Annotated in this window: 18 protein-coding genes, 1 tRNA gene and 1 pseudogene; 11 read left to right on the top strand and 9 right to left on the bottom strand. The window is 63.6% G+C overall.

The window, feature by feature from the left end:
• The first annotated feature begins 80 nt into the window (after positions 1-80).
• From X771_RS157420 to X771_RS0133505, 3 genes are all read left to right on the top strand, one after another.
• Complete coding sequence (locus tag X771_RS157420; protein ID WP_023687216.1) at positions 81-1,523, top strand: methylmalonyl-CoA mutase subunit beta; 1,443 nt, start codon at positions 81-83, stop codon at positions 1,521-1,523.
• A complete protein-coding gene (scpA, locus tag X771_RS157425) occupies positions 1,520-3,640 on the top strand; it encodes a methylmalonyl-CoA mutase (RefSeq protein ID WP_023687215.1) in 2,121 nt (706 codons plus the stop codon). Before X771_RS157420 ends, scpA begins: the two co-directional genes overlap by 4 nt.
• Positions 3,641-3,717: 77 nt before the next feature.
• A complete protein-coding gene (locus X771_RS0133505; RefSeq protein ID WP_031202481.1) occupies positions 3,718-3,945 on the top strand; it encodes an AbrB/MazE/SpoVT family DNA-binding domain-containing protein in 228 nt (75 codons plus the stop codon).
• A gap of 7 nt (positions 3,946-3,952) precedes the next feature.
• On the opposite strand, the gene greA is transcribed toward X771_RS0133505, so the two are convergent.
• Complete coding sequence (gene greA / locus X771_RS157430) at positions 3,953-4,426, bottom strand: transcription elongation factor GreA (protein WP_023670749.1); 474 nt, start codon at positions 4,424-4,426, stop codon at positions 3,953-3,955.
• A gap of 137 nt (positions 4,427-4,563) precedes the next feature.
• Here greA and X771_RS157435 point away from each other — a divergent pair, with 137 nt between their 5' ends.
• Positions 4,564-5,919, top strand: coding sequence for a TIGR03808 family TAT-translocated repetitive protein (locus X771_RS157435; protein WP_023687213.1), 1,356 nt, complete (start codon positions 4,564-4,566; stop codon positions 5,917-5,919).
• Here X771_RS157435 and X771_RS157440 read toward each other — a convergent pair.
• Entirely contained in the window at positions 5,912-6,916 is a 1,005-nt protein-coding gene (locus X771_RS157440) for an asparaginase (protein WP_023687212.1), read from the bottom strand. The two genes, X771_RS157435 and X771_RS157440, sit on opposite strands and share 8 nt — an antisense overlap.
• Before the next feature lie 27 nt (positions 6,917-6,943).
• A complete protein-coding gene (locus X771_RS157445; RefSeq protein ID WP_023687211.1) occupies positions 6,944-8,119 on the bottom strand; it encodes an acetyl-CoA acetyltransferase in 1,176 nt (391 codons plus the stop codon).
• Positions 8,120-8,308: 189 nt separating this feature from the next.
• Here X771_RS157445 and betI point away from each other — a divergent pair, with 189 nt between their 5' ends.
• From betI to betB, 5 genes and pseudogenes are all read left to right on the top strand, one after another.
• Positions 8,309-8,899: a transcriptional regulator BetI gene (gene betI, locus X771_RS157450; protein ID WP_023687210.1), complete on the top strand. Its 591-nt coding sequence runs from the start codon at positions 8,309-8,311 to the stop codon at positions 8,897-8,899.
• Positions 8,900-8,907: 8 nt separating this feature from the next.
• Positions 8,908-10,437 carry a choline-sulfatase gene (gene betC / locus X771_RS157455; RefSeq protein WP_023687209.1) on the top strand — a complete coding sequence of 510 codons (1,530 nt, stop codon included), beginning with the start codon at positions 8,908-8,910 and terminating at the stop codon, positions 10,435-10,437.
• A complete protein-coding gene (locus X771_RS157460; RefSeq protein ID WP_023687208.1) occupies positions 10,434-11,438 on the top strand; it encodes a threonine/serine dehydratase in 1,005 nt (334 codons plus the stop codon). The genes betC and X771_RS157460 overlap by 4 nt, the downstream gene beginning before the upstream one ends.
• Before the next feature lie 3 nt (positions 11,439-11,441).
• Positions 11,442-13,094 carry a choline dehydrogenase gene (gene betA, locus X771_RS157465; protein WP_023687207.1) on the top strand — a complete coding sequence of 551 codons (1,653 nt, stop codon included), beginning with the start codon at positions 11,442-11,444 and terminating at the stop codon, positions 13,092-13,094.
• 51 nt (positions 13,095-13,145) lie between these two features.
• A pseudogene (gene betB, locus X771_RS01000000164770) lies at positions 13,146-14,609 on the top strand (betaine-aldehyde dehydrogenase).
• A 74-nt stretch (positions 14,610-14,683) separates the two neighbouring features.
• Here betB and X771_RS157470 read toward each other — a convergent pair.
• Both X771_RS157470 and X771_RS157475 read right to left on the bottom strand, forming a co-directional pair.
• Positions 14,684-16,921, bottom strand: a complete 2,238-nt coding sequence (locus tag X771_RS157470) for a mannose-1-phosphate guanylyltransferase/mannose-6-phosphate isomerase (RefSeq protein ID WP_023687206.1) — start codon at positions 16,919-16,921, stop codon at positions 14,684-14,686.
• Between the two features lie 11 nt (positions 16,922-16,932).
• Positions 16,933-18,453, bottom strand: coding sequence for a phosphomannomutase/phosphoglucomutase (locus tag X771_RS157475; RefSeq protein WP_023687205.1), 1,521 nt, complete (start codon positions 18,451-18,453; stop codon positions 16,933-16,935).
• A gap of 199 nt (positions 18,454-18,652) precedes the next feature.
• On the opposite strand from X771_RS157475, the gene X771_RS157480 reads away from it, so the two are divergent.
• Both X771_RS157480 and X771_RS157485 read left to right on the top strand, forming a co-directional pair.
• A tRNA-Pro gene (locus X771_RS157480) sits at positions 18,653-18,729 on the top strand.
• A 208-nt stretch (positions 18,730-18,937) separates the two neighbouring features.
• Complete coding sequence (locus tag X771_RS157485) at positions 18,938-19,243, top strand: hypothetical protein (protein ID WP_245262528.1); 306 nt, start codon at positions 18,938-18,940, stop codon at positions 19,241-19,243.
• Positions 19,244-19,285: 42 nt separating this feature from the next.
• On the opposite strand, the gene X771_RS157490 is transcribed toward X771_RS157485, so the two are convergent.
• The 4 genes from X771_RS157490 to X771_RS157505 form a co-directional block, all read right to left on the bottom strand.
• A complete protein-coding gene (locus X771_RS157490) occupies positions 19,286-20,905 on the bottom strand; it encodes an ABC transporter ATP-binding protein (RefSeq protein WP_023687204.1) in 1,620 nt (539 codons plus the stop codon).
• 47 nt (positions 20,906-20,952) lie between these two features.
• A complete protein-coding gene (locus X771_RS157495; RefSeq protein ID WP_023670736.1) occupies positions 20,953-22,080 on the bottom strand; it encodes an ABC transporter permease subunit in 1,128 nt (375 codons plus the stop codon).
• 9 nt (positions 22,081-22,089) lie between these two features.
• On the bottom strand, positions 22,090-23,013 hold the full coding sequence (locus tag X771_RS157500) for an ABC transporter permease subunit (RefSeq protein WP_023684574.1): 924 nt from the start codon (positions 23,011-23,013) through the stop codon (positions 22,090-22,092).
• 174 nt (positions 23,014-23,187) lie between these two features.
• Positions 23,188-24,780 carry a peptide ABC transporter substrate-binding protein gene (locus X771_RS157505; RefSeq protein ID WP_023687203.1) on the bottom strand — a complete coding sequence of 531 codons (1,593 nt, stop codon included), beginning with the start codon at positions 24,778-24,780 and terminating at the stop codon, positions 23,188-23,190.
• Positions 24,781-24,954 lie beyond the last annotated feature (174 nt).

The following is a 24,954-nucleotide window of genomic DNA, read 5'->3' as shown; positions in this document are numbered from 1 at the left end:
CATTGCATTGCGATATCTGGCAGGGAACCGTAGACTGGACGGCTGACGCTGGTGCGGCCGCATAAAAACGAGGAACATGGATGGGCGCCGGAGCCTTGACCAGGAGCATCGAACCCGCTGACGTCGAGCGCCAGCGTTGGCTGGCCTTGGCCGAAAAGGCGCTCGCCGGCGCCTCCTTCGAGGAAAAACTGGTCTCGCATACCGACGATCAGATTCGCATCGAACCGCTCTACGATCGCGCCGGCGGCGCCGAGCCGCTTGTGCGCGCCAACCCCAAATTGCCCTGGATCGTCAGCCAGCGCATTGACGATCCCGATATCGGCCGCGCCAAGACGCAGGCCCTGGACGATGTGGCACAAGGCGCGACGGGATTGTCGCTTGTCTTCGAGGGTGCTCCGAATGCGTTCGGCTATGGCCTGCCGAGGACGGCGCAGGCGCTGGAGACGGTGCTGGACGGCGTACCGCTAAACCGCACGCAGATCCGCATCGACGCCCATCCCTGGAGCCGTGCCGTTGCCGACTGGCTGGTGGCGTTCCTGAGCAAGCGCCGCTCCGACCCGGCAAAGCTGAACCTCTCCTTCGGCATCGACCCGGCGGCAATCTTTGCCGGAACCGGCCGGCTGCGCATGTCGATCGAGGCGTTGCAGGCATCGATGCCGCAATCGCTGGCGCATTTCTTCTCGCTGGGCGTGCCGGGTGTGCTGCTGGAGGCAGACGGGCGGGTGTTCCACAATGCCGGCGCCACGGAGGCGCAGGAACTCGGCACCATGCTCGCTTCCGCCGTGTCCTACCTCAGGATGTTCGAGGATGCGCGCCAGCCGCTTGTCTATGCCGCTCCCCATATCGGCTTTGCGCTGAGCGTCGACCAGGACCAGTTCCTGTCCATGGCCAAGGTCCGGGCGTTGCGCAGGCTGTGGGCACGCATCCAGGAAACCTGTTCCATCCCGGCATCGACAGCCAACATCCATGCCGAGACGTCGTTCCGCATGATGACGGCGGCGGATGCCGAAACCAACATCCTGCGCACCACCATCGCCAGCTTTGCAGCGGCAGCAGGCGGCGCGGACTCGATCTCCACCCTGCCACACACCATCGCCCACGGGCTGCCGGCCGGCTTTGCCCGCCGCATCGCCCGCAATGCGCAGTTGATCATGGCCAATGAAAGCCATATCGACCATGTCGCCGACCCAGCCTTGGGGTCCGGCGCAGTCGAGGCGCTGACCCTGGGCCTGTGCGAAGCGGCGTGGGAAGAGTTCCAGCGGATCGAAGCGGAAGGCGGCGTTCTGGCAAGCCTGCAGCAAGGGCATATCCAGTCGCGCGTGAAGGCAGCGTCCGCGCGCCGCGCCGAAGCTTATCGGAGTGGTGAACGGGTAATCATCGGCACCACGCTTTACCCGCTGAAAAACGATGCCCCGGTCGAGACGCTGGCGGCTGAGCGGCGGCCGCCTTTCACAGAGGGCGTGGCGGTGTGCGAGGCGCTGTTTCCGGTCCGCATCGACCAGGCAATCGGAGCCGCACAGTGATCCCGGATTTCAGCCATATTGGCTGGTCGGCGCCACGGCGCGCGCCGGTCGAGGTCAAGGGCCAGCGGCTGACGCCGGAAGGCATCGCCGTCAAGCATCTCTACGGCCAGGGCGATCTCAAGGGGCTGCCGCATCTCGACACCTATCCGGGAATGCCGCCCTTCGTGCGCGGTCCCTATCCGACCATGTATGTCCAGCAGCCGTGGACGATCCGGCAATATGCCGGCTTCTCGACGGCCGAGGAATCCAACGCCTTCTACCGGCGCAATCTCGCCGCCGGCCAAAAGGGCCTTTCGGTCGCTTTCGATCTGCCCACCCATCGCGGCTATGACAGCGACCATCCGCGCGTATCAGGCGATGTCGGCATGGCGGGCGTGGCCATCGATTCCATCCTCGACATGCGCCAGCTGTTCGACGGCATCCCGCTCGACGAAATGACGGTGTCGATGACCATGAACGGCGCGGTGCTGCCGATCATGGCGCTCTATATCGTTGCGGCCGAAGAACAAGGAGTTGCGCAGAAGGATCTCGCCGGCACCATTCAGAACGACATTCTGAAGGAGTTCATGGTCCGCAACACCTACATCTATCCGCCGAAGCCCTCGATGCGGATCGTGTCTGACATCTTCTCCTATACCTCCCAGCACATGCCGAAGTTCAATTCGATCTCGATCTCCGGCTATCACATGCAGGAGGCCGGCGCGACCGCGGACCTGGAGCTCGCCTACACCATCGCCGACGGCATCGAATATGCCCGCGCCGGCGTCGCCGCCGGGCTTGATATCGACCGTTTCGCCCCGCGGCTTTCCTTCTTCTGGGCGATCGGCATGAACTTCTTCATGGAGATCGCCAAGCTCCGCGCGGCGCGCCTGTTGTGGGCGACCCTGATGCAGAAGAATTTTGCACCGAAGGACGAACGCTCGCTGTCGCTGCGCACCCATTGCCAGACCTCCGGCTGGTCGCTGACGGCGCAGGACCCCTACAACAACATCACCCGCACCATGATCGAGGCGATGGCGGCGACGCAGGGACACACCCAGTCGCTGCACACCAACTCCTTCGACGAGGCGATGGCGCTGCCGACCGACCACTCCGCGCGCATCGCCCGCAACACGCAGCTGATCCTGCAGAAGGAATCCGGCACCACCCGCATCATCGATCCGTGGGGCGGCTCGGCCTATATTGAACGGCTGACGCATGATCTGGCGGCGCGTGCGCTCGCCCACATCGAAGAGGTCGAGGCGCTTGGCGGCATGGCGGCGGCAACCGAACAGGGCATTCCAAAACTGCGCATCGAGGAAGCGGCGGCGCGCACGCAGGCGCGTATCGATTCCGGCGAGCAGATACTGGTTGGCGTAAACGCGCATCGCCCCGAGAACAACATTGAGGTCGACGTGCTGAAGATCGACAATGCCGAGGTCAGGGCCCGACAGTTGTCGAAGCTGCAGAACCTCAAAGGCACGCGCAATGTCGGCGCGGTCGAGAGCGCGCTCGATGCGCTGACCCGCGCTGCGCAGGGTAACGGAAACCTGCTGGAATTTGCCATCCGCGCCGCGCGCGCCAATGCCACGGTCGGCGAGATCTCGCTGGCGCTCGAAAAGGTGTTTGGCCGTCACGTCGCCTCGGTGCAAACGATCTCCGGCGTTTATCGCAATGCGCTTGGCGACAATCTGACGGTCAACCGATTGCTGGAGAAGCTCGAAGCTTTCGAGAAGAAGTCCGGCGGCAAGCCGCGCATCCTGGTCGCCAAGATGGGACAGGACGGCCACGACCGTGGCCAGAAGGTGATCGCCACGGCCTTCGCCGATCTCGGCTTCGACGTGACGGTCGGCGCGATGTTCCAGACACCCGAGGAGATCGCCAGGCTGGCGGTGGCGCAGGACGTCCATATCATCGGCGCCTCGTCGCTGGCGGCGGGGCACCTGACACTGATCCCCGAATTGCGTGATGCGCTGAAGAAACTCGGACACGCCGACATGCTGATCGTCGCCGGCGGCGTCATCCCGCCGCAGGACTATGACGCGGTGCTGGAAGCTGGCGCCGCGGAGATCTTCCCGCCAGGCACGGTTATTCCAGAGGCTGCGGATCGGTTGCTGGACCGGCTGCTGGCGGGCTGATTGAAACAGTTGCACTGCTTATCAAAGTTGCGTTACAATATCGGGCGCAACCTATGGTATAGCTATGAACAAACACCATCATTCACGGACTTGAGGACGGATCGGGCGTTGTAATCCTGCCGCGGGAAACGCTCGACAGCTTGAGCCTGCAAGTGGGCGATGAACTCCAGATCATCGAAACCGACGACGGCATCATCCTAAGGCCGGTGCCGTGTGACGACGTCGAACGGCAAATGCGTGCTGCTCGCGATGTCATGGACAAGTATGAGCCCGCGTTGCGAAAGCTGGCTGTGCAAATAGGGTGAGCTGGCGTCAGGCGTCCGACAGCTTGACGATTTCCCATTCCTTGCCGTTGACGCTTGCGACGTCGCCGACCTTCTTGCCGAACAGCGCCACGGCCATTGGCGAGACGTGTGAGATGCTGCCCTTTGAGGGGTCGGCCTCGTCCTCGCCGACGATCTTCCAGTGCACTTTCTTGCCGTCATCGCTTTCCAGCGTGACACCCATGCCGAAGCGCACCTGGTCGCTGCCCGGTTCCGGCACGGAAAGCTCGGCGCTTTCGCGGCGCGCTGTCCAGTAGCGCAGGTCGCGCGAGACGACGGCAATGCGCTCGCGATCGGCTTTTCGCTCGGCTTTCGCCAAAATGTCGCGCAGATCGGCCAGATTGTCCTCGATCATCGCCAGGCCGCGCTCCGTCACCAGATTGCGGTGTTGGCTGATCGGCCGCTCGCCGATGCCGGCAATGGCGTTTTCGCTGTCTTCCTCGCGGGTAAAAGCCCTGCTCATCGGATAAACTTAGGCCCGCTTCGGCGACTGTACAAGCCAGTTGCCTGACCGATCATTGACCGGGCTACGGCGGAGCGGAGCCTATGCGGCTGGCCCAATTCCTGCGAAGAACCGTTTCATCGCAGGGATCTGTGCCGATGTTGAACAGACGAACGCTTCTCAAGGGGACTGTCGGCTTTGCGGTGCTCGGCCTTTCGTTGGACAACGCCTTGGCGAAGACGGCAGCGCTTGGCTCGATCAATGCCGCCGAGCTTGGCGTGGAGCCGGACGCACCGGACGACCAGAGCAGGGCCTTCGCCAGGATGCTAGCCGAGGCAAGCCAGCGCAATGCGCCGGTGTTCCTGCCGCCGGGCACCTATGTCGTGTCCAACCTGACCCTGCCCGCCCGCGTCAGGCTTTCGGGCGTGCCGGGCGCCTCGCGCATCCTCTATGGCGGCAATGGCCATTTGCTGACGGCCGAACAGGCCGAGCATATAGAATTCACCGCATTGGTCTTCGACGACGCCAACGGCGGGCTGGCCGACGATGCGCAAGGCCTGCTCGACCTGCGCCGCGTCGCCCATCTCGTCATCGACAATTGCACGATCACCGGCAGCTGCAAGCATGGGCTGGCGCTGGAGCATGCGTCGGGCCGCGTCGAGCGCTCCGAGATTTCGGGGGCTGCGGACGCCGGCATCTACTCCGTCGAGGCCGCTGGCCTGGCGATATCCGATAATGCCGTATCCGACTGTGGCAATGGCGGCATTCTTGTCCATCGCTGGCAGCAGGCCGAGGACGGCACGATCGTCAGCGGCAACCGCGTGCAGCGGATCGGCGCGCGCAGCGGCGGCACCGGGCAGAACGGCAATGGCATCAACGCATTCCGTGCCGGCAATGTCTCGGTCACCGGCAACATCGTCTCGGACTGCGCCTTCTCGGCGATCCGCGCCAACAGTTCCAGCAATCTGCAGATGACCGGCAACACCTGCTCGCGGTCGGGCGAAACGGCGCTCTATTCCGAATTCTCCTTCGAAGGCGCCATCATCGGCAACAACATCGTCGATGGTGCCGCTAACGGCATCTCGATCGTCAATTTCGACGAGGGCGGCCGTATGGGTGTCTGCTCAAACAACATCGTGCGTAACCTCTCGACCACCGGCCCCTACCCCGCCGACGCGCCGGGCTTCGGCGTCGGTATCAGCGTCGAGGCCGACACCACCGTCTCGGGCAATGTCATCGAGAACGCGCCGCTCTACGGCATGCAGATCGGCTGGGGCGCTTATATGCGCAATGTTGTGGCGACGGGAAACATCATCCGTCAGGCCGGAACCGGCATCGCCGTCACTGTGGTAGAAGGCGCTGGAAACGCCATCATTTCCGACAACGTCATCGACGGCGCCAGGAACGGCGCCATCATCGGCCAGCGCTGGGCCGAACCGGCGACCGGCGACCTCGCGCGGTCAAGCGTAAGCGGCTATGCGCATCTGACGGTCGAGCGAAACAGGGTCAGCTGAGCGCCGTCGTCGGCCGCAGCGAGCCGACCTTGGCGCCGATGCGGCTTTCGATCGGCGGATTGGCCCGCTCCAGAAGGTTCGCCGCCAGTGCGCCGTCGGCGCTGAGTAGTTTTGCCAGCACAGTGGCAATCATCACCTCGGCGGCGCGGCCGGCGCCGTCATCACATTTCAGCGCGATGCCGAGGCCAAGCTCCGGAACGGCAGCGCAATAGACACCCTCGGCGCCCGTCTTGACGAATATGCGGCCGGGCGCGGCCTGCATCAGCGCCACATCCACTTTGCCGGTGCCGGCGACCAGGAAAGGCTCGGCCATACAGGCAGACAGCAGGCGTTTGGCCGCCTTGGCGCGCTCAGGGCCAAAGCTCCTGCCCGTCGCCATGCGGGCAAAGCCAAGGGCAAAACTTTTCAGCGGCACGGCATAGGTGGGGATCGAGCAGCCATCGGTTGCCCGGTGATCCGCATCGTGGGCAGCGCCGGTCACCGCCTGCATGGCGTCGCGCACCATCTCCTGCAAACCATGGCCTGCCTTGACGTAGCCTTGGTGGGCAATCCCTGAGTGCACGCAGGTGCAGAGAAATCCGGAATGCTTGCCCGAGCAATTGTTGTGCAGTGCGTTCGGCGAGACGCCTGTGCGGGCCAGTGCGATCGTCGCGTCGTGGCTCGACGGCCAATGCGCGCCGCATTCCAGCGCCGGCTTGTCGAGCCCGGCCTTGGCCAGCATCGCCTGCGCCAGTTCGACATGCGCGGGTTCGCCCGAATGCGAAGCGCAGGCCAGCGCCAGTTCGCGGTCGCCCAAGCCGTACGCATCGGCAGCACCCGTTTCAACCAGCGGCAGCGCCTGGATCGCCTTGACCGCCGAGCGCGGAAACACCGGCCGCGCCGTATCGCCGATCTCCAGGACAGGCTTGCCGTCACCGTCGAAGATTGCGACAGCGCCGCGATGGGCGCTCTCGACGATCGCGCCGCGCAAGACTTCGACCAGAACCGGATTTGTCATCACCACCCCGAAATATACGGGCCGCTTCTACCTGATCCGGTCGAGGATGGAAACGTAGTTGGCGACGGCAGCGCCACCCATGTTGAAGATGCCGCCAAGCTTTGCGTCCGGCACCTGGATGCCGTCTGCTTCGCCGGTCAACTGCATGGCGGTCAGCACATGCATCGACACACCGGTGGCGCCGATCGGATGGCCCTTGGCCTTCAGCCCGCCCGAAGGATTGACCGGGAGCCTGCCGTCTTTTGCCGTCGTGCCGTCCAGCGCCAGCCTGGCGCCCTCGCCCGGCTTGGCCAGGCCCATCGCCTCATATTCGATGAGTTCGGCAATGGTGAAGCAGTCATGCGTCTCGACGAAGGAGAGGTCGTCGAGCGTCACGCCGGCCTTCTTCAAAGCCTGGTTCCAGGCCTGCTCGCAGCCTTCGAAGGACAGGATGTCACGCTTCGACATCGGCAGGAAATCCTGGACATGCTCGTTGGCGCGGAAGGCGACGGCGCGGCGCATCTTCAACGCCGTCGAGGTGTCGGTCAGCACAAGGGCGGCGGCGCCATCGGAAACCAGGGAGCAGTCGGTGCGCTTCAGCGGACCGGCGACGAAGGGGTTCTTCTCGCTTTCCTGGCGGCAGAATTCGTAGCCGAAATCCTTGCGCATCTGCGCGTACGGATTGTCGACGCCGTTCTTGTGGTTCTTGGCGGCGATCATCGCCAGCGCATCCGACTGGTCGCCATAACGCTGGAAATAGGCCTGTGCGATCTTGCCGAAGACGCCGGCAAAGCCGGCCGGCGTGTCGCCCTCCTCCGGCAGATAGGAAGCCTTGAGCAGGTTCTTGCCGATCTCGGGTCCGGGCGTCGTCGTCATCTGCTCGGCGCCGACCACCAGCACGATGCGGGCGGCATTGGCGTCGATGGCGCGGATGCCTTGGCGAACCGCTGCCGAACCGGTGGCGCAGGCATTCTCGACGCGGGTCGCCNGGGTCGCCGGCTTGAAGCGCAGCCGATCATCGGCCTGCAGCACCAGGCTGGCGGTAAAATCCTGCGGCGAAAAGCCGGCATTGAAATGGCCGAGCACAATCTCGTCGACCTCGTCCGGACCGATGCCGGCATGGTCGAGCGCGTCGACCGCGACCTTGGTGATCAGGCCTTCCAGCGTCTCGCCTTCCAGCTTGCCGAAGCGAGAATGCGCCCATCCGACGATGCATGCGGTCATGGCAACCTCCGTTTGCCGCAAGCCTAACATGTCTAAGCGCGGCATTAGCCTCTAATATTGTTCAACAGTGAACTGTTTTCCAGTCCAAGGGATAGGCCAGAGCGACATGATCGGTTGATCCGAGCGCGAGTTTTTTATTGATTGATCCGTCAATAAAAAATAATCTCTGTTTTGATCTGGATCTCCCCAATGCCGAAAGTCGGAATGGAACCGTTGCGCCGCAAGGCGCTCATCGACGCGACGATCTCGGCGATCGGCGAGCGCGGCTCGCTTGATGTGACCATGTCGGAGATCGCCGGACGTGCCGGTGTATCCTCAGCCCTCGCCCATCATTATTTCGGCGCCAAGGACGAGCTCCTTCTGGCGACAATGCGGCACATTCTGGCCGAACTGACCATCGACATGCGGCGTGCCCTGCAATCCGCCGGCTCGCCGCGCGAACGCGTCTCGGCGGTGGTCGCCGTCAACTTCTCCGACATCCAGTTCCGGCCGGAAACCATCGCGGCCTGGCTCGCCTTTTATGTCGAGGCGCAGAAATCATCGGCCTTGCGCCGGCTGCTCAGGGTCTATGCGCGGCGGCTGCATTCCAACCTGATGAGCGGACTGATCGGCATACTGCCGCGCAACGAAGCCGACCGCGCGGCGGAAGCGGTCGCGGCGATGATCGACGGGCTGTACATCAGGCGCGCGCTGAAGGACGGCGTGCCGGATGCTCAAACCGCGATCGCGCTGGTCGAGGACTATCTGGAAACCAAACTCGGCGGGCGACAGACACAGTGACAGCCTCAGTGACACAAAGGCGACCCAACATCCTGATCGTCATGGTCGATCAGCTCAACGGCACGCTGTTTCCGAACGGACCGGCGGACTTCCTGCACGCGCCGCATCTCAAGGAGCTGGCCGCGCGCGCGGCACGTTTCCGGAACAATTATACGCCCTCGCCGCTTTGCGCGCCGGGGCGCGCCGCCTTCATGAGCGGCCAATTGCCGTCGCGCACCCAAGTCTACGACAACGCCGCTGAGTTCGCCTCCTCAATTCCGACCTATGCTCACCATCTGCGCGCCGCCGGCTATTACACCTGCCTGTCGGGCAAGATGCATTTCGTCGGCCCCGACCAGTTGCATGGTTTCGAAGAGCGGTTGACCACCGATATCTATCCCGCCGATTTCGGCTGGACGCCGGACTACCGCAAGCCCGGCGAACGCATCGACTGGTGGTATCACAATCTGGGCTCGGTGACCGGCGCCGGCGTCGCCGAGATCACCAACCAGATGGAGTATGACGACGAGGTCGCCTTCCACGCGGTGCAAAAACTCTACGACCTTGCCCGCACCTCCGACGATGCGGCCAGCCGGCCCTGGTGCCTGACGGTTTCCTTCACCCACCCGCACGACCCCTATGTCGCACGGCGGCAATATTGGGATCTCTATGAAGATTGTCCGGCGCTCGAACCGGAGGTGGGATTCATCCCCTATGCCGATCAGGACCCGCATTCGCAGCGGCTTTACCGCGCCAGCGACTACGACAGTTTCAACATCACGCCGGAGCAGATCCGCCGCTCGCGGCGCGGCTACTACGCCAACATCTCCTATCTCGACGACAAGGTCGGCGAGTTGATGTCAGTGCTGGAACGTACGCGCATGCTGGACGACACGGTCATCCTGTTCTGCTCCGACCATGGCGATATGCTTGGCGAGCGCGGCCTGTGGTTCAAGATGAACTTTTTCGAGGGCTCGGCACGGGTGCCGCTGATGATCGCCGGCAAGGGCGTTGCCGCGGGGCTGATCGACGCGCCGGTTTCCAATCTCGACGTGACGCCGACATTGTGCGATCTCGCCGGCATCGACATCTCGGCGATCGCGCCGTGGACCGACGGCCAGTCGCTGCTGCCGCTGCTCGAGGGCACGAAACGCGATGCTCCAGTTCTGATGGAGTATGCCGCCGAAGGCTCCAACGCGCCGTTGGTGGCGATCCGCGACGGCCGCTATAAATTCATCCATTGCGAGATCGATCCGCCGCTTCTGTTCGATCTCGAAGCCGATCCGCAAGAACTCACCAATCTTGCCACCGATCCGACGCATGCCGATCTGGTGGCGGCCTTCACGGGAGCCGTACGAGCGCGCTGGGACATGGCCGCCTTCGACGCCGCCGTGCGTACCAGCCAGGCGCGGCGCTGGGTGGTCTATCCGGCGCTACGCAACGGCACGCATTACCCCTGGGAGTTCCAACCGCTGCAGAAGGCGTCGGAACGCTACATGCGCAACCACATGAACCTCGACAATCTCGAGGAACAGAAACGCTTTCCGCGAGGCGAATGATGACAATTGTCCCCTCCCTCGAGCACCTCAGACAGGCCTATGCCGTGACGTCGAAGGCGACGCAGATCACGCCTTTGCTGGAATCGACAGCCTTGGCCAAGGAGACGGGTGCGGCCCGCGTCTTTATCAAGCCGGAATCACTGCAATGGGCCGGCTCGTTCAAGGTGCGCGGGGCCTATTGGCGGTTGAAGCGGCTGTCGCCGGATGAGGCCATAAAAGGCGTCGTCGCCTACTCCTCCGGCAATTTCGCGCAAGGGTTGGCGGCTGCCGGCCAGGCGCTCGGCATTCCCGTCACCATCGTCATGCCGATCGACGCGCCGGCCGCCAAGCGCGATGCGACCACAGGCTATGGCGCGCGCGTCGTGCTGACCGATCATGGCGAGCGCGCCCGTGAAGAGGTCGCAGCCGCCAAGGCCTGCGAGATTGCCGAGACCGAAGGGCTGGCGTTGCTGCATCCATTCGACGATCCGGAGATCGTTGCCGGCCAGGCCGGCGCCGGGCTCGAAGCGCTCGAACAATTCGAGGCAAAGGACGCCAGTGCCGACCTTCTGTTCTGCTCGGTCGGCGGCGGCGGACTGATCGGCGGCATCTCGCTCGCCTTCCACTATCTGTCGCCGGCAACCGAGATCATCGGCGTCGAGCCGGAAGGCTTCAACGGCATGGGTGCATCGCTAGCGCATGGCGCCATCGAGACCATGCCGATCGCGCCGAAATCGATCTGCGACGGGCTGATGTCGCGGCGGCCGGGCGACGCGCCGTTCGCGGCGGTCAAGACCGCTGGCGTGCGCGGCATCACCGTCGACGACCAATCGGTTAGGCGAGCGATGAAGATCGCCTTCGAACGGATGAAGCTGGTGCTCGAGCCATCGGGCGCCGCCTCTCTGGCGGCGCTTCTCGGCGGCAAGGTGGATGTGACGGGTAAAACGGTCCTGGTCATGGCTACCGGCGGCAATGTCTCGCTCGCCGATTTTATTTCGCATATGAACGATGGGCGCATGTGAACCATGCTTGAAGCAGACTTCGTCATCATCGGCTCCGGCTCGGCCGGCTCGGCCATGGCCTACCGACTGTCGGAAGACGGCAAGCATTCGGTGATCGTCATCGAGTTCGGCGGTACCGATATCGGGCCGCTGATCCAGATGCCGTCGGCGCTGTCGATCCCGCTCAACATGAGCCTTTACGACTGGGGCTTTGCCAGCGAACCGGAGCCGCATCTCGGCGGCCGCGTGCTGGCGACGCCACGCGGCAAGGTGATCGGCGGCTCGTCCTCGATCAACGGAATGGTCTATGTCAGGGGCCACGCACGCGACTTCGACCACTGGGCCGAACAGGGGGCGGCCGGCTGGGGCTTCGCCGACGTGCTGCCCTATTTCAAGCGCATGGAGGACAGTGACGGGGGCGAGGACGGCTGGCGCGGCCACGGCGGCCCGCTGCACGTCCAGCGTGGCCCGCGCAAGAATCCGCTCTACGGCGCCTTTGTCGAGGCCGGCCGCCAAGCCGGGTTCGAACTGACCGACGACTACAATGGTTCGAAGCAGGAAGGCTTCGGGCCGATGGAGCAGACCATACGCGGCGGCCGCCGCTGGTCGGCCGCATCAGCCTATCTGAAGCCGGCGCTCAAGCGGCAAAATGTCAGCGTGATCAAAGGCTTCGCCCGTCGTGTGATCATCGAGAATCAGCGCGCTGTCGGCGTCGAGATCGAAGCTCACAAACAGATTCAGGTCGTTAAGGCGCGACGTGAGGTGATCGTTGCCGCATCATCGATCAATTCGCCCAAGATCCTGATGCTATCCGGTATCGGCCCGGCCGCGCATCTCAAGGAGAACGGCATCCAGGTCGTGGCCGACCGGCCCGGTGTCGGCCGCAATCTGCAGGATCATATGGAGCTCTACATCCAGCAGGAATCGACCCAGCCGATCACGCTGAATTCGGTTCTCAACCCATTCTCCAAGGCTCTGATCGGGGCGCAGTGGCTGTTCTTCAAGACCGGCCTCGGTGCCACCAACCATTTCGAGGCCGCGGCCTTCGTGCGCTCGCAGGCCGGCGTCGACTACCCCGACATCCAGTATCACTTCATCCCGGCTGCGGTGCGCTATGACGGCAAGGCGGCGGCGAGGGCCCATGGCTTCCAGGCCCATGTCGGGCCGATGCGGTCGAAGTCGCGCGGCTCGGTGACGCTGCGCTCTCCCGACCCGAAAGCGACGCCGGTCATCCGCTTCAACTACATGTCGCATCCAGACGACTGGACCGAGTTCCGCCACTGCATCCGGCTGACCCGCGAGATCTTCCGCCAGAAGGCTTTTGACGGCTTTCGCGGCAAGGAAATCTCGCCGGGTTCGCACGTCCAGTCGGACGAGGATCTCGACGCCTTCATCCGCGATCATGCCGAGAGTGCCTACCACCCGTGCGGCACCTGCAAGATGGGCCGCGCCGACGACATCATGAGCGTGGTCGATCCGGAGTGCCGGGTAATCGGCGTCGACGGCCTGCGCGTCGCCGACTCCTCGATCTTCCCGCGGGTGACCAACGGCAACCTCAACGCGCCGTCGATCATGACCGGCGAGAAGGCCTCCGACCACATTCTCGGCCGCACGCCACTGGCGCCGTCCAACCAGGAACCCTGGATCAATCCGCGCTGGCAGGTGGCGGATCGATAGGGCATTGTCCGGCGGACTGCTCCGCAATAGCGAATACATCTGGAGAACAGCATGCGCGCCCAGCCAACGGCATCGCACTATGTCAACGGCCGCTACATCGAGGACGAAGGCGGCGCGCCGCTGCCGGTGATCTATCCGGCGACCGGTGAGGTCATCGCCACTTTGCATTCGGCGACTCCGAACGTGCTGGAGCTCGCCATCGAAGCCGCGCGGGCCGCACAACCGGCCTGGGCGCGGATGAAGCCGGTTGAGCGTGGCCGCATCCTGCGCCGCGCCGCCGACATTTTGCGCGCGCGCAACGCCGATCTGGCGCGGATCTAGACGCTCGACACCGGCAAAGCGATCCAGGAGACGCTGGTGGCGGATGCACTATCGGCCGCCGACTGCCTCGAATATTTCGGCGGCGCGGTTGCCGCCTTCAACGGCGAGGCGATCGATCTTGGTGGACCTTTTGCCTATACGCGCCGCGAGGCGCTCGGTGTGTGCGTCGGCATCGGCGCCTGGAACTATCCGATCCAGATCGCCGGCTGGAAATCCGCCCCGGCGCTCGCCATGGGCAACGCCATGGTATTCAAGCCTTCGGAGAACACGCCGCTGTCGGCGCTGGCGCTGGCCGAGATCTACTCAGAGGCGGGCCTGCCCGACGGGCTGTTCAACGTCGTGCAAGGCTATGGCGAAGTCGGCGCCGGCCTCGTCGGCCATGATGTCGTTGCCAAGGTTTCGGTGACCGGCTCGGTGCCGACCGGCCGCAAGGTGCTGTCGCTCGCCGGTTCGAAGATGAAGCACGCTACCATGGAGCTCGGCGGCAAGTCGCCGCTGATCGTGTTCGACGATGCCGATCTCGAAAACGCCGTCGGCGGCGCCATGCTCGGCAATTTCTATTCGACCGGGCAGATCTGCTCCAACGGCACGCGCGTCTTCGTGCAGAGCGGCATCCATGACCGCTTCGTCGACCGGCTGGTCGAGCGGACGAAAAAGATCCGCATCGGCGATCCGCTCGATCCTGAGACGCAGATGGGGCCGCTGGTCAACAAGGCGCAGCAGGAGAAGGTCGTTTCCTACATCGCGGCCGGCAGGCAGGATGGAGCAACGCTCGCCTGCGGTGGCAACGTGCCGTCGCTGCAAGGTTTCGATGGCGGCTTCTTTGTCGAGCCGACGGTGTTCACCGGTGTCACCGATACGATGCGCATTGCGCGCGAGGAGATTTTCGGGCCGGTGATGAGCGTGCTGAAGTTCGACGGCGAGGACGAGGTGATCGACCGCGCCAACGACACCGAATTCGGCCTCGCCGCCGGCGTCTTCACCCGCGACCTGCAGCGCGCTCATAGGGTGATCGCCGAACTGCAGGCCGGCACCTGCTGGATAAACGCCTACAATCTGACGCCGGTGGAAATTCCGTTTGGCGGGGTGAAGCAATCCGGCATTGGGCGCGAGAACTCGCTGGCGGCTTTAGCGCTCTATTCGCAGCTGAAGGCGGTGTATGTCGAGACCGGGGATGTAGCGAGCCCGTATTGAGGGGTTGGCGCGAGGCACCCCCCCTCTGCCCTGCACGGCAGAGGGGGGTGCCTCGCACCGGCCTCTCAACAACCTCACCCCTTCTGCGCCGTGCCGTCCAGATACTGCGTCAGCGCGCAGACCAGATGATAGAAGATGCTGGCCGGCACGTCCGATGCCAAGGAGCGGCCGCGTTCGTCGATGCGGTCGATCCACAGGCCGAGCGGGGCCGGATCGATGTGCCAGCGGAACAGGCGGCCGACGCGCGCCTCGATCTCCGGCTTGAGGTCGGGACCACCCGAGCCATCCAGCGCAATCGCCGCCTTGATCGCTTCGGCCTGTGGCCAGCTCCGCGACACAAGGTCGAGCGGCAGGCCCTGTCTGGAGACCGCACCGTAGGCAAGGCCGGTGGCGCGGTTGAGGCCGTTGGCGATGGCCGAGGCGTAGAGCTTGCGGGCAAAATTGCTCAACTCGCCCTGGCCGCTGCGGGCGACGAAATCGGTGAGCAGCGAGGCCCATTCGAAATGATGGCCGGGCTCGGTCCATGTGCCCTTCTCGCCGGCGGCCGGCTTCCACCCGGCGTCAAAATATTCGCCCAGCGTCCAGCTCTCGGCATCGAAGAAATGACTGCGGAAAAGGTCGATGATGCGCGCGGCGCGGCGCAGATAGGTGCGGTCGCCGGTCGCCTTATACCAGGCGAGGAAGGCCTCGAGCAGATGCATATGCGGGTTGGAGCGCCGCTCGCCCTCGCCATCGGATGTCTCGAGAAAGCCGGTCATGCGGCTGTCCTCGAGATGCGCGTCGAGGAACACGAAGGTCTCCTGGCCCAGCCGCAGCGCATCCGGATCGCCGCACATATGCGCATGCGCCAGCGCCAGCAGCACGCAGGAATGGTCGTAGGCATCCTCGGTTGGGTCGGCGACGGAGCCGTCGACATTGAGCGTGCGCACCCAGCCGCCCCGGTCCGTGCGGCCCTTGCCGGCCATGAAGGCGATGCCATGGGAGATCAGGCGATCGGCTGGACCGTCCCAGCCGCGGGCCTTGGCAACGGCGAAGGCGTAGACTTGCCTCGCCGTCGTGCGCATGCGCTTGGGCTTCAACAGCGCCTCGCCGTCGAAGCCGAGCGCCTCGTGGAAGCCGCCATGACGCTCATCGACGCCTGAAGTCGACCACAGCGGCAAGGTCTCCTCGAACAGCCAGTGATGCACGCGCCGCCGCCAGGCACCGCTTTCGATGACGCGGTCATGCGCCGGGGTGAACCTGGTTTCCAGACGGCCCGATTTTTCCAGCTGCTCGACGATCTTCTTGACGTGCTGGCTGTGACTGACCGGGGCAACGAAGGTGGCGTCCGCGGTCGAGACGATGGCGACATCCTTCATGCCGATCGCCGACAAAAGCCGGCCGTCGCTGCGGATGTAGGAGTTCTCGCAATCGATGGCGACGACATCGCCGACGACGACATTGCCCTTGGCGTCGGCAGGGCCGACATCAAGCAGCGACTGCCAGGAGCCGAGGTCGTTCCAGCGGAAGCCGGCCGGCACCATGGCGATGTCCTTGGCCCGTTCCATGATGGCGTAGTCGATCGAGTTCGACGGGATGGCGGCGTAGAGGTCGAGCGGCATATAGAGGCCGGACAGGTCGCTCGTTGCCGCCTTGTAGGCGGTTTCGGTGGCCTGCCAGATGTCGGGTTGGAAGGTGGCGAAGGCGTCGCGCATGGCGCCGGCGCGAAACAGGAAAATGCCGGTGTTCCAGTAGAAGGTGCCCGCACTGAGATAGCTCTGCGCAGTGCCGAGGTCGGGCTTTTCGACGAAGCGCGACACGTCGAAGACGCCGCCGCTTTCGGCTGCGACTTCGATATACCCATAGCCGGTCTCGGGCTGCGTCGGCTTGATGCCGAACACCACCAGACGGCCGGCAAGCGCTGCCTGGCTGCCCGCCTCGACGCTCTGCCAGAACTGCCTGGGGGTGGCGATTTCGTGGTCGGACGGAACCACCAGAACCAGGCTGTCGCCGAATTCAGAAAGCGTGCGCAGCGCGGCCAGCGCCACGGCGGCAGCCGTGTTGCGCCCGGTCGGCTCGAACAGCGGGCCACCGCCGGCGAGGTCGAGTCCGGCAAGGTCGGCATGCACGCGCTCGGCATGGCGCTCGGCGGCGATCAAGAAGATCGGCGTTTCGCCCTCCGGCCGCGCCGTCAGCCGGCGCAGTGTCTTGGCCAGCATCGAGCCGTCGCCGGAAAGATCGTGGAACTGTTTCGGGTTGTCCTCGCGCGACAGCGGCCACAGCCGCGAGCCGACACCGCCGCTCATGACAAAACTGACGATGCGCTCGCTCATGAAAGGTCCAATCAGAACGTCTGGTTGTAAGCGCCGACTTCGGGGCTGCGGCGCAGCACGGCGTCGACGGCCTCGAACATCTGCCGGCGGCGGTCGGACGATGTCGGGCTTTCGACAACCACGACAAGCTCCGGCTTGTTCGATGACGCCCGCACCAGCCCCCAGGTGCCGTCCTCAGCCACGACGCGCACGCCGTTGACGGTGATCAGGTCAGCGATCTTCTGGCCGGCAAAAGTCTTGCCGGCGCGCTGCATCGCCTGGAAGTCCGCCACCACCCGATCGACCACGCCGTATTTCACATCGTCGGCGCAATGCGGGGACATGGTCGGCGTGCCGAAGGTCAGCGGCAGCGCGCGATAGAGATCGGCCATCGAATTTCTGGGGTTCCGGTCGAGCATCTCACAAATGGCTATTGCCGTGATGAGACCGTCATCATAGCCGCGGCCGATCGGCGGGTTGAAGAAGAAATGGCCCGACTTCTCGAATCCGGCGACGGCGCCAAGCTCGGCGACCCGGCGCTTGATATAGGAATGGCCGGTCTTCCAGTAATCTGTCTTCGCGCCGTTGCCACGCAAAACGCTGTCGGTGTTGAACAGGCCGGTCGATTTGACATCGACGACGAAGGTCGAGCCGGGATGCTGGCTGGAGATATCGCGCGCGAGCATGACGCCGACCTTGTCGGCGAAGATCTCGTTGCCCTCATTGTCGACCACGCCGCAACGGTCGCCGTCGCCGTCGAAGCCCAGCCCGACATCGGCGCCGGTCTCCAGCACCTTGTCGCGGATGGCATGCAGCATCTGCATGTCTTCCGGGTTCGGGTTATAGCGCGGAAAACTGTGGTCGAGCTCGACATCGAGCGGGATCACCTCGCAGCCGATGCGCTCCAGCGCCTGCGGCGCGAAGGCGCCGGCGGTGCCGTTGCCGCAAGCCGCCACAACCCTGATCTTGCGCGCGATGCGCTTGTCCTGAGTCAGGTCGTCGAGATAGGTCTCGCGAAAACCGGCGACGAAATCGTAGCAGCCGCCGCCGGCGAGATCGAAGTCGCTCGACAGCACGATCTGTTTCAGTGCGCTCATCTCCTCTGGTCCGAAGGTCAGCGGCCTCGCCGCACCCATCTTGACTCCGGTCCAGCCATTATCGTTGTGCGATGCCGTGACCATGGCGACGGATGCCGCGTCGAGCGCGAACTGGGCGAAATAGGCCATGGGCGACAGCGCCAGGCCAATGTCTTTCACCTTTGCGCCCGCAGCCATCAGGCCGGAAACCAGCGCCAGCTTGATGGCAAGCGAATAGGAACGGAAATCATGCCCGGTGACGATGTCGGGACCCGCGCCAAGACGGCGGATCAAGGTGCCCAGGCCCATGCCCAACGCTTGGACGCCGATCAGGTTCAGGTCCGGCGGTTGCGTCGAACCGGCATGGCCAAACCACCAGCGCGCGTCGTATTCGCGAAAGCCGGACGCCTTGATCAGCGCTTCGGTTTCGAATTCGAAGCTGTTGGGCCGGGCGTCGCCTACGATTTTCAGGGGCAAGGCAGCAAAGCTCCAGATGGCGAAAACACGATCTATCGAGGCTGCGACTTAGCACACAAGGCTTTAAGCCGGGTTTATCCCGGGAGGAAAGCCAAGCTTTGCGGCAATGCCCAACGAAAGCCAACGAAATGCGACAGAAGCGCTGCCATTGCCGCTTGCAGGAACGGTATGCGGCAGCTATAAGCCCGCGGTCTGGTCACGGAGTGTAGCGCAGCCTGGTAGCGCACCTCGTTCGGGACGAGGGGGTCGCAGGTTCAAATCCTGCCACTCCGACCAGAAAAAACAGACACTTAGGTGTTTGTTCTCCCGACCCACAAGATAGCTTGATGCAAACCGGCCGCGTCGGCGTCGCTGTCAGCATGGTGTTTTGACGCGACAACCATCCGCGCTAACTCGATAATAGGAATGCCGCCGAGACAGCGGCCCGGAACGAGGTTTGCGGAAGATGAATTTGTTTATTTCAAGCGCAGGCCGGCTGTCAGCGATGCTTGTTCTTTTCCTGATGGCAGGCTGCTCATCGCTGGGCAGCGCGGTCAACCCGGCGAAATACGACCGCATGACATGCGCCGAGCTCAACAATGCGGTGGGCGATACCGCGCGCGAAATCTCGCAGACCGCCATCACCCGCGGCAAGGTCACCAACACCAGCGTGCCGAACTGGCTGCTCGGCGGGGCACGCGTCAAGAGCGCCGTCGCCAACCGCGAGACGGCCAGGATCGAACGGCTGAAAGAGCGCGAGGCGGCCATTGTCGCCACGAGGACCAGCCGATGCCCCAGGTCAGCGGGCTGAGCGATTCGGCCCTGCCCTGTTGATTAACCTCACGCGACTATCTCAAGCACTCAACCGGAACCGGGTCACATCGATTGCCGCAGCCATCAGCGTCTGCGTGTAGGCCGCCTTCGGGTTGCTGAAGATCTCTTCCGTCGGCCCTTCCTCGACGATCTTGCCCTGCCTCATGACGATGATGTAGTCGGCCATGGCGCGCACCACGGAGAGATCGTGGCTGATGAAGAGGTAGGACAGTTCGTGGTCGGCCTGCAGCTTGCGCAGCAATTCGACGATCTGCTTCTGCACCGAGCGGTCGAGCGCCGAAGTCGGCTCGTCCAGCACCACCAGTTTAGGCTTCAGGATCACGGCACGCGCGATGGCGATGCGCTGGCGCTGGCCGCCGGAGAATTCGTGCGGGTAGCGGTTGCGTGCGTTGGGATCGAGTCCGACCTCGAGCAAAGCCTCGACGGCGCGCTGATCGCGTTGCTTGCCTGACAGGTTCGGCTCATGCACCAGAAGCCCTTCGGTGATGATCTGGCCGACGGTCATGCGCGGCGACAGCGAGCCGAACGGATCCTGGAAGACGAGTTGCATCTCACGTCGCAGCGGTCGCATCGCCTGGCGGTCGGCGGTGGAGATGTCGCGGTCGCCGAAGCGGATGACACCGTCGCTGGGCAACAGGCGCAGAAGTGCGCGGCCGAGCGTCGATTTTCCCGAACCGGACTCGCCGACGATACCGATGGTCTGGTTGCGCTTCAGCCGGATCGAAATGTGATCGACGGCGCGTAGCAGCAGCGGTTCGCCGGCAAGGAAGCCGCCGCCGATCTTGAAGGTCACTTCGACATTGCGGCCCTCCAGCAGCACCGGAGCGCTGGGCGGCGGCGCCGCCTTGGTGCCGGTCGGTTCGGCGGCCAGCAGCATTTTGGTATAGGCATGCTGCGGGTTGGCGAAAAGTGCTTCCGCCTCGCCTTCCTCGACCACCTCGCCATAGCGCATGACATAGACGCGGTCGGCAAAGCGCCGGACGATGCCGAGATCGTGGGTGATGAAGACGATGGCCATGCCGAGCTTGCGCTGCAATTCGGCGAGCAGCACCAGGATCTGCGCCTGGATGGTGACGTCGAGCGCCGTCGTCGGCTCGTCGGCGATCAGGATGTCGGGGTCGTTGGCCAATGCCATGGCGATCATGACGCGCTGGCGCTGGCCACCCGACATTTCGTGCGGATAGGATTTCATCCGCCGCTCGGGATCGGGGATATGCACCAGCCTGAGCAACTTGAGCGCCTCGTTCCGTGCCTCGGCTGCGTTCAGCCCGCGGTGCTTGCGGATCGGTTCAATAAGCTGGTTGCCGATCGAATAGAGCGGATCGAGCGAGGTCATCGGCTCCTGGAAGATCATGCTGATCTTGGCGCCGCGCACCTTGTTGAGGTCGGGCTTGCTCATGGTCAAAAGGTTGCGGCCGCGATAATCGACGTGACCCGTCGCCTCGCCGTTGGACGCCAGCAGGCTCATCGCCGCCATCATGGTCTGGCTCTTGCCGGATCCGGATTCGCCGACCACGGCAACGGTTTCACCTGCCTTGACGTGGATGTTGATGCCCTTGACCGCTTCGACCGCGCCGTCGAGCGTGCGGAAGCGGACGCGAAGGTCCTTGACGCTGAGGATCGTTTCGGGCGTTTCCATCGCAACGGTCCCCATCTTATCGGTCCCCATCTTTATCGGTCCCATCTTCATCGGTCTCTCGGATCGAGCGCGTCGCGCAGGCCGTCGCCGACGAAGTTCAGTGCAAACAGCGTCGACACGAGGAAGAAGGCGGGGAACAAAAGCAGCCAGTTGGCGGTGCCGATGTTCTTGGCGCCGACGGAGATGAGCACGCCCCAGCTGGTCATCGGTTCCTGCACGCCAAGGCCGAGGAAGGACAGGAAACTTTCCAGGATGATGACCTGCGGCACCAGCAGCGTCATGTAGATCACCACTGGTCCGAGCAGATTGGGGATGACATGGCGCAGCAGGATGCCGCGCTGGCCGACGCCCATGGCTTCGGCCGCCTGGACATACTCCTGCCGCCGGATCGACAGCGCCTGGCCGCGCACGATGCGCGCCATGTCGAGCCACAGCACCGCCCCGACCGCCAGGAACATCAGCACGAAATTGCGGCCGAAGAACACCACCAGCATGATGACAAAGAAAATGAAGGGCAAGGAATAGAGCACGTCGACGATGCGCATCATCACCTCGTCGATCTTGCCGCCGGAAAAGCCGGCCGCCGCCCCGTAGAGGACGCCGATGACCACGGCGACAATGCCGGCAAGCAGGCCGATGGCCAGCGAGATGCGCCCTGCCATCAGCGTTCGCGAGAGAAGATCGCGACCGGTGTTGTCGGTGCCGAACAGGAAGTACTGCTGTTTGACCGACGCAGTCATAGTCAATTCGAGCCCGTCGGCCGATTTGCTCTCTATCTTGGTATCGTCGAAGGCATCGGAGCGGTCGAGATAGCGGATGTTGCGGTCGTCGATCGGTTTGGTCGAGGTGACGGTGACGGTGACGCGACTGCCGTCCAGTTTCCACTCCTTGATGTCGACGCGCATGCGCTTGATGGCATCCTTGAGCGCCGTCTCGATCATGTCCGGCTTCGGATAGGCTGAAAAGCTTGGTGGCGTGCGCACATAGTCGGCATAGATGGTGGTGTACTGATGCGGCACGAACCAGGGGCCGAAGATGCTGATGACGCCAATGAAGGCCAGGTAATAGAGGCTGAACATGGCGGCGCGGTTGGCTTTGAGGCGCGCCCATGCGTCGCCCCAGAGCGAGCGGCCGACGACGGCCGGCGGAGCGGCGGCGGCTGTGATGTCGGTCATAGCGCACCCTCAGTCATAGCGTACCCTCGGGTCGACGACCGCGTACATGACGTCGACGATCAGGTTGAAGACGATGGTGAAGAGCGCGATCACCACCACGGTCCCCATCACCAGCGTGTAGTCGCGGTTGAGCGCGGCATCGACGAAATAGCGGCCGACACCGGGAATGGAGAAGATGGTCTCGACGATGACCGAACCGGTGAGCAGCGCCGCGGCTGCGGGGCCGGTGAAGGAAACGATCGGCAGGATGGCGCCGCGCAGCGCGTGCTTGACCACCACCGACCAGTCGGAGAGGCCGAGCGCACGCGCCGTTCGGATATGATGCGAACGCAAGCTCTCGATCATCGACCCGCGCATCAGGCGGGCAACGATGGCGATCTGCGGCAAGGCCAGCGTCAGCACCGGGCCGATCTTGTTGATCAATGCGCCATCACCCCAGCCGCCGATCGGCAACAGCTTCCAGGTCAATCCGAACACCAGCTGAATCACAGGAGCGATGACGAAGGTGGGGATAGTGCTGCCGGCGGTCGCCAGCGCAATCACCGTATAGTCGCCAAGCTTGTTCTGGTTGAGCGCGGCGATGGTGCCGAGCACCGAACCAAGCAGCAGCGCCAGGATCAGCGCCGAGGTGCCGAGCTGGACCGATATCGGCAGCCCCTTGGCAAACAGTTCGGTGACGGTGAAGTCAGGCAAATTGTAGCTCGGCCCGAAATTGCCGCGCAGAAGATTGCCGAGATAGTGGGCATATTGCAGCCAGAGCGGATCGTCGAGGCCGAACTGTGCTTCCAGATTGGCCCTGATCTCGGGACTGAGGCCCCGCTCCTGATTGAAGGGGCCGCCCGGTGCGACGCGTATCAGGAAGAACGCCATGGTCACGATGACGAACAGCGTCGGAATGGCGGTCAGAAGCCGCCGTAAGATGTATCGCAGCATCGGCGCCCCGCTTCGGCCAGAGCGACATACGTCCATGCGGACGCATTGCCACGCTCCGGCGCCAAATCTTCGCACCGGGCTTGCCGAAAATCGACCACGACTTTCGGACCGGTGCGATGACCGACCAGTCCGCCGCGCCCAAATGGGGCGCGGCGGTCCAGTCAAGGATGATTATCAGTCCTTGGAGACGAAGCGGGACGGATGGATGTCCATCACATTGTCATCGAAGCCATGCAGCTTCGAGGAAACGATATCGTGGAAGCTGTAGTAGAGAAGCGGAATGTTGCCGACGTCATCGACAAGGATGCGCTCGGCCTCAGTGAGGTCCTTCATGCGCTCTTCCGGCTTGCCGCCGGCAGCCGCGGCCTTGTCCATGGCCGCCTCATATGCCGGGCTGACGTAGTTCGAATAGTTGTTGCCGCTGGCCTTGCGGGTGATGCCGAGGAAGGTCTCGGGATCCTTGTAGTCGGCGATCCAGGCGGCACGCGCCACGTCGTAGTTGCCCTTCTGCTCGAGGAAGGAATAGTGGGTCTTGGTATCGGTGTTGAGCAGCGTGATCTCGACGCCAAGCGGCTTCAACTGTTCCTGGATGGCAACCGCGGTGTTCTTGTGGTTTTCCGAGGTGTTGTAGCGGATCTCCATCTTCAGCGGATGCTCGGGCGTATAGCCGAGTTTCTGAAGGATCTTCTTGGCGGCGTCCTCGCGGTCGATCTGCGGCATGTCGGCGTATTTGGCCATTGCCGGCGTGTAGCCGGCGATGCCCGGAGGCACCATCGAATAGCCAGGCAGCATGGAATTCTGCCAGACCTTTTCGGCCAGGAAGTCGCGGTCGATAGCCATCGAGATGGCGTTGCGCAGCTCGACATTGTCCCAGGGCGCCTTGTCGGTCTTGATCGCGTAATAATAGGTGCCGAGATACGGTCCGACGCGGACCTGATCGCCGAACTTGGTCTTGAGGTCAGCGAGCTGTTCGGTCGGCAGGTCGCCGTAGCTGTCGAGTTCGCCTGCCTCGAAGCGCTTCATCGCCGAAGAGCGGTCTTCGGTCGGGATGTAGTTGACGACGTCCATCTTGACGGTCGCGGCATCCCAGAATTTCGGATTCTTGACCAGCTTCATGTGGTCGTTGGGAATCCACTCGGCCAATGTATAGGCGCCGTTCGAAACGAGATTGCCCGCCTTGATCCAGTCGGCGCCGAGCTTGTCGATCGAGGCCTTGTTGACCGGGTAGGTAGCCTGGTGGGTCAGCATCTCCAGGAAGTATGGCGTCGGCGCCTTCAGCGTCACTTCCAGGGTGTTGGCGTCGATCGCCTTGACGCCCATGTCCTCGGGCTTGCCTTTCTTGGTGTTGACTTCCTCGGCGTTCTTCACGGGATAGAGCATGGAAGCGTATTCGGCGGCGGTCGCCGGATCCTCCAGCCTACGGAAGGAATAGACGAAGTCGTCCGCCGTCACCGGGCTGCCATCCGACCACAAGCCGTCCTTGCGCAGCTTGAACGTGTAGACGGTGCCGTCATCAGATACCGTCCAGCTTTCGGCGGCGCCCGGGATGAGGTTCGTCTTCTGATCGTGCATGACCAGTCCCTGGAACAGGTCGCGTATGATATCGGCTTCGTAGACGGTCGAGGTCTTGTGCGGATCGACCGTCTCCGCTTCGGCGGCGCTGCCTCTGTTATAGACGGTCTCGGCAAGGGCCGGCGTCAGGAACGTGCCTGCGGCAAAGGTCATGGTCGCGGCGACAAGCGTCGCCTTCAGCATATTTTTCAGCATGAAGTCTCTCCCTGTGGCGCTGCCCATCGGCTGCGCCTTACGAGTGTTGACGCCCCGGAACCGATTTCTGGCCCCTTCGAGCGCGCCGCCGGTTCCCGTTCCGGCAGCTGGTGGCAGGAGACTAGACAGACGGAAATATTATTTCAACCGAGTCTTGCTTGACGCTAAGTGAGC

The organism is Mesorhizobium sp. LSJC269B00, assembly GCF_000502815.1.
Classification (GTDB): Bacteria; Pseudomonadota; Alphaproteobacteria; order Rhizobiales; family Rhizobiaceae; genus Mesorhizobium.
This window is presented reverse-complemented; position numbering and strand designations above follow the sequence as displayed.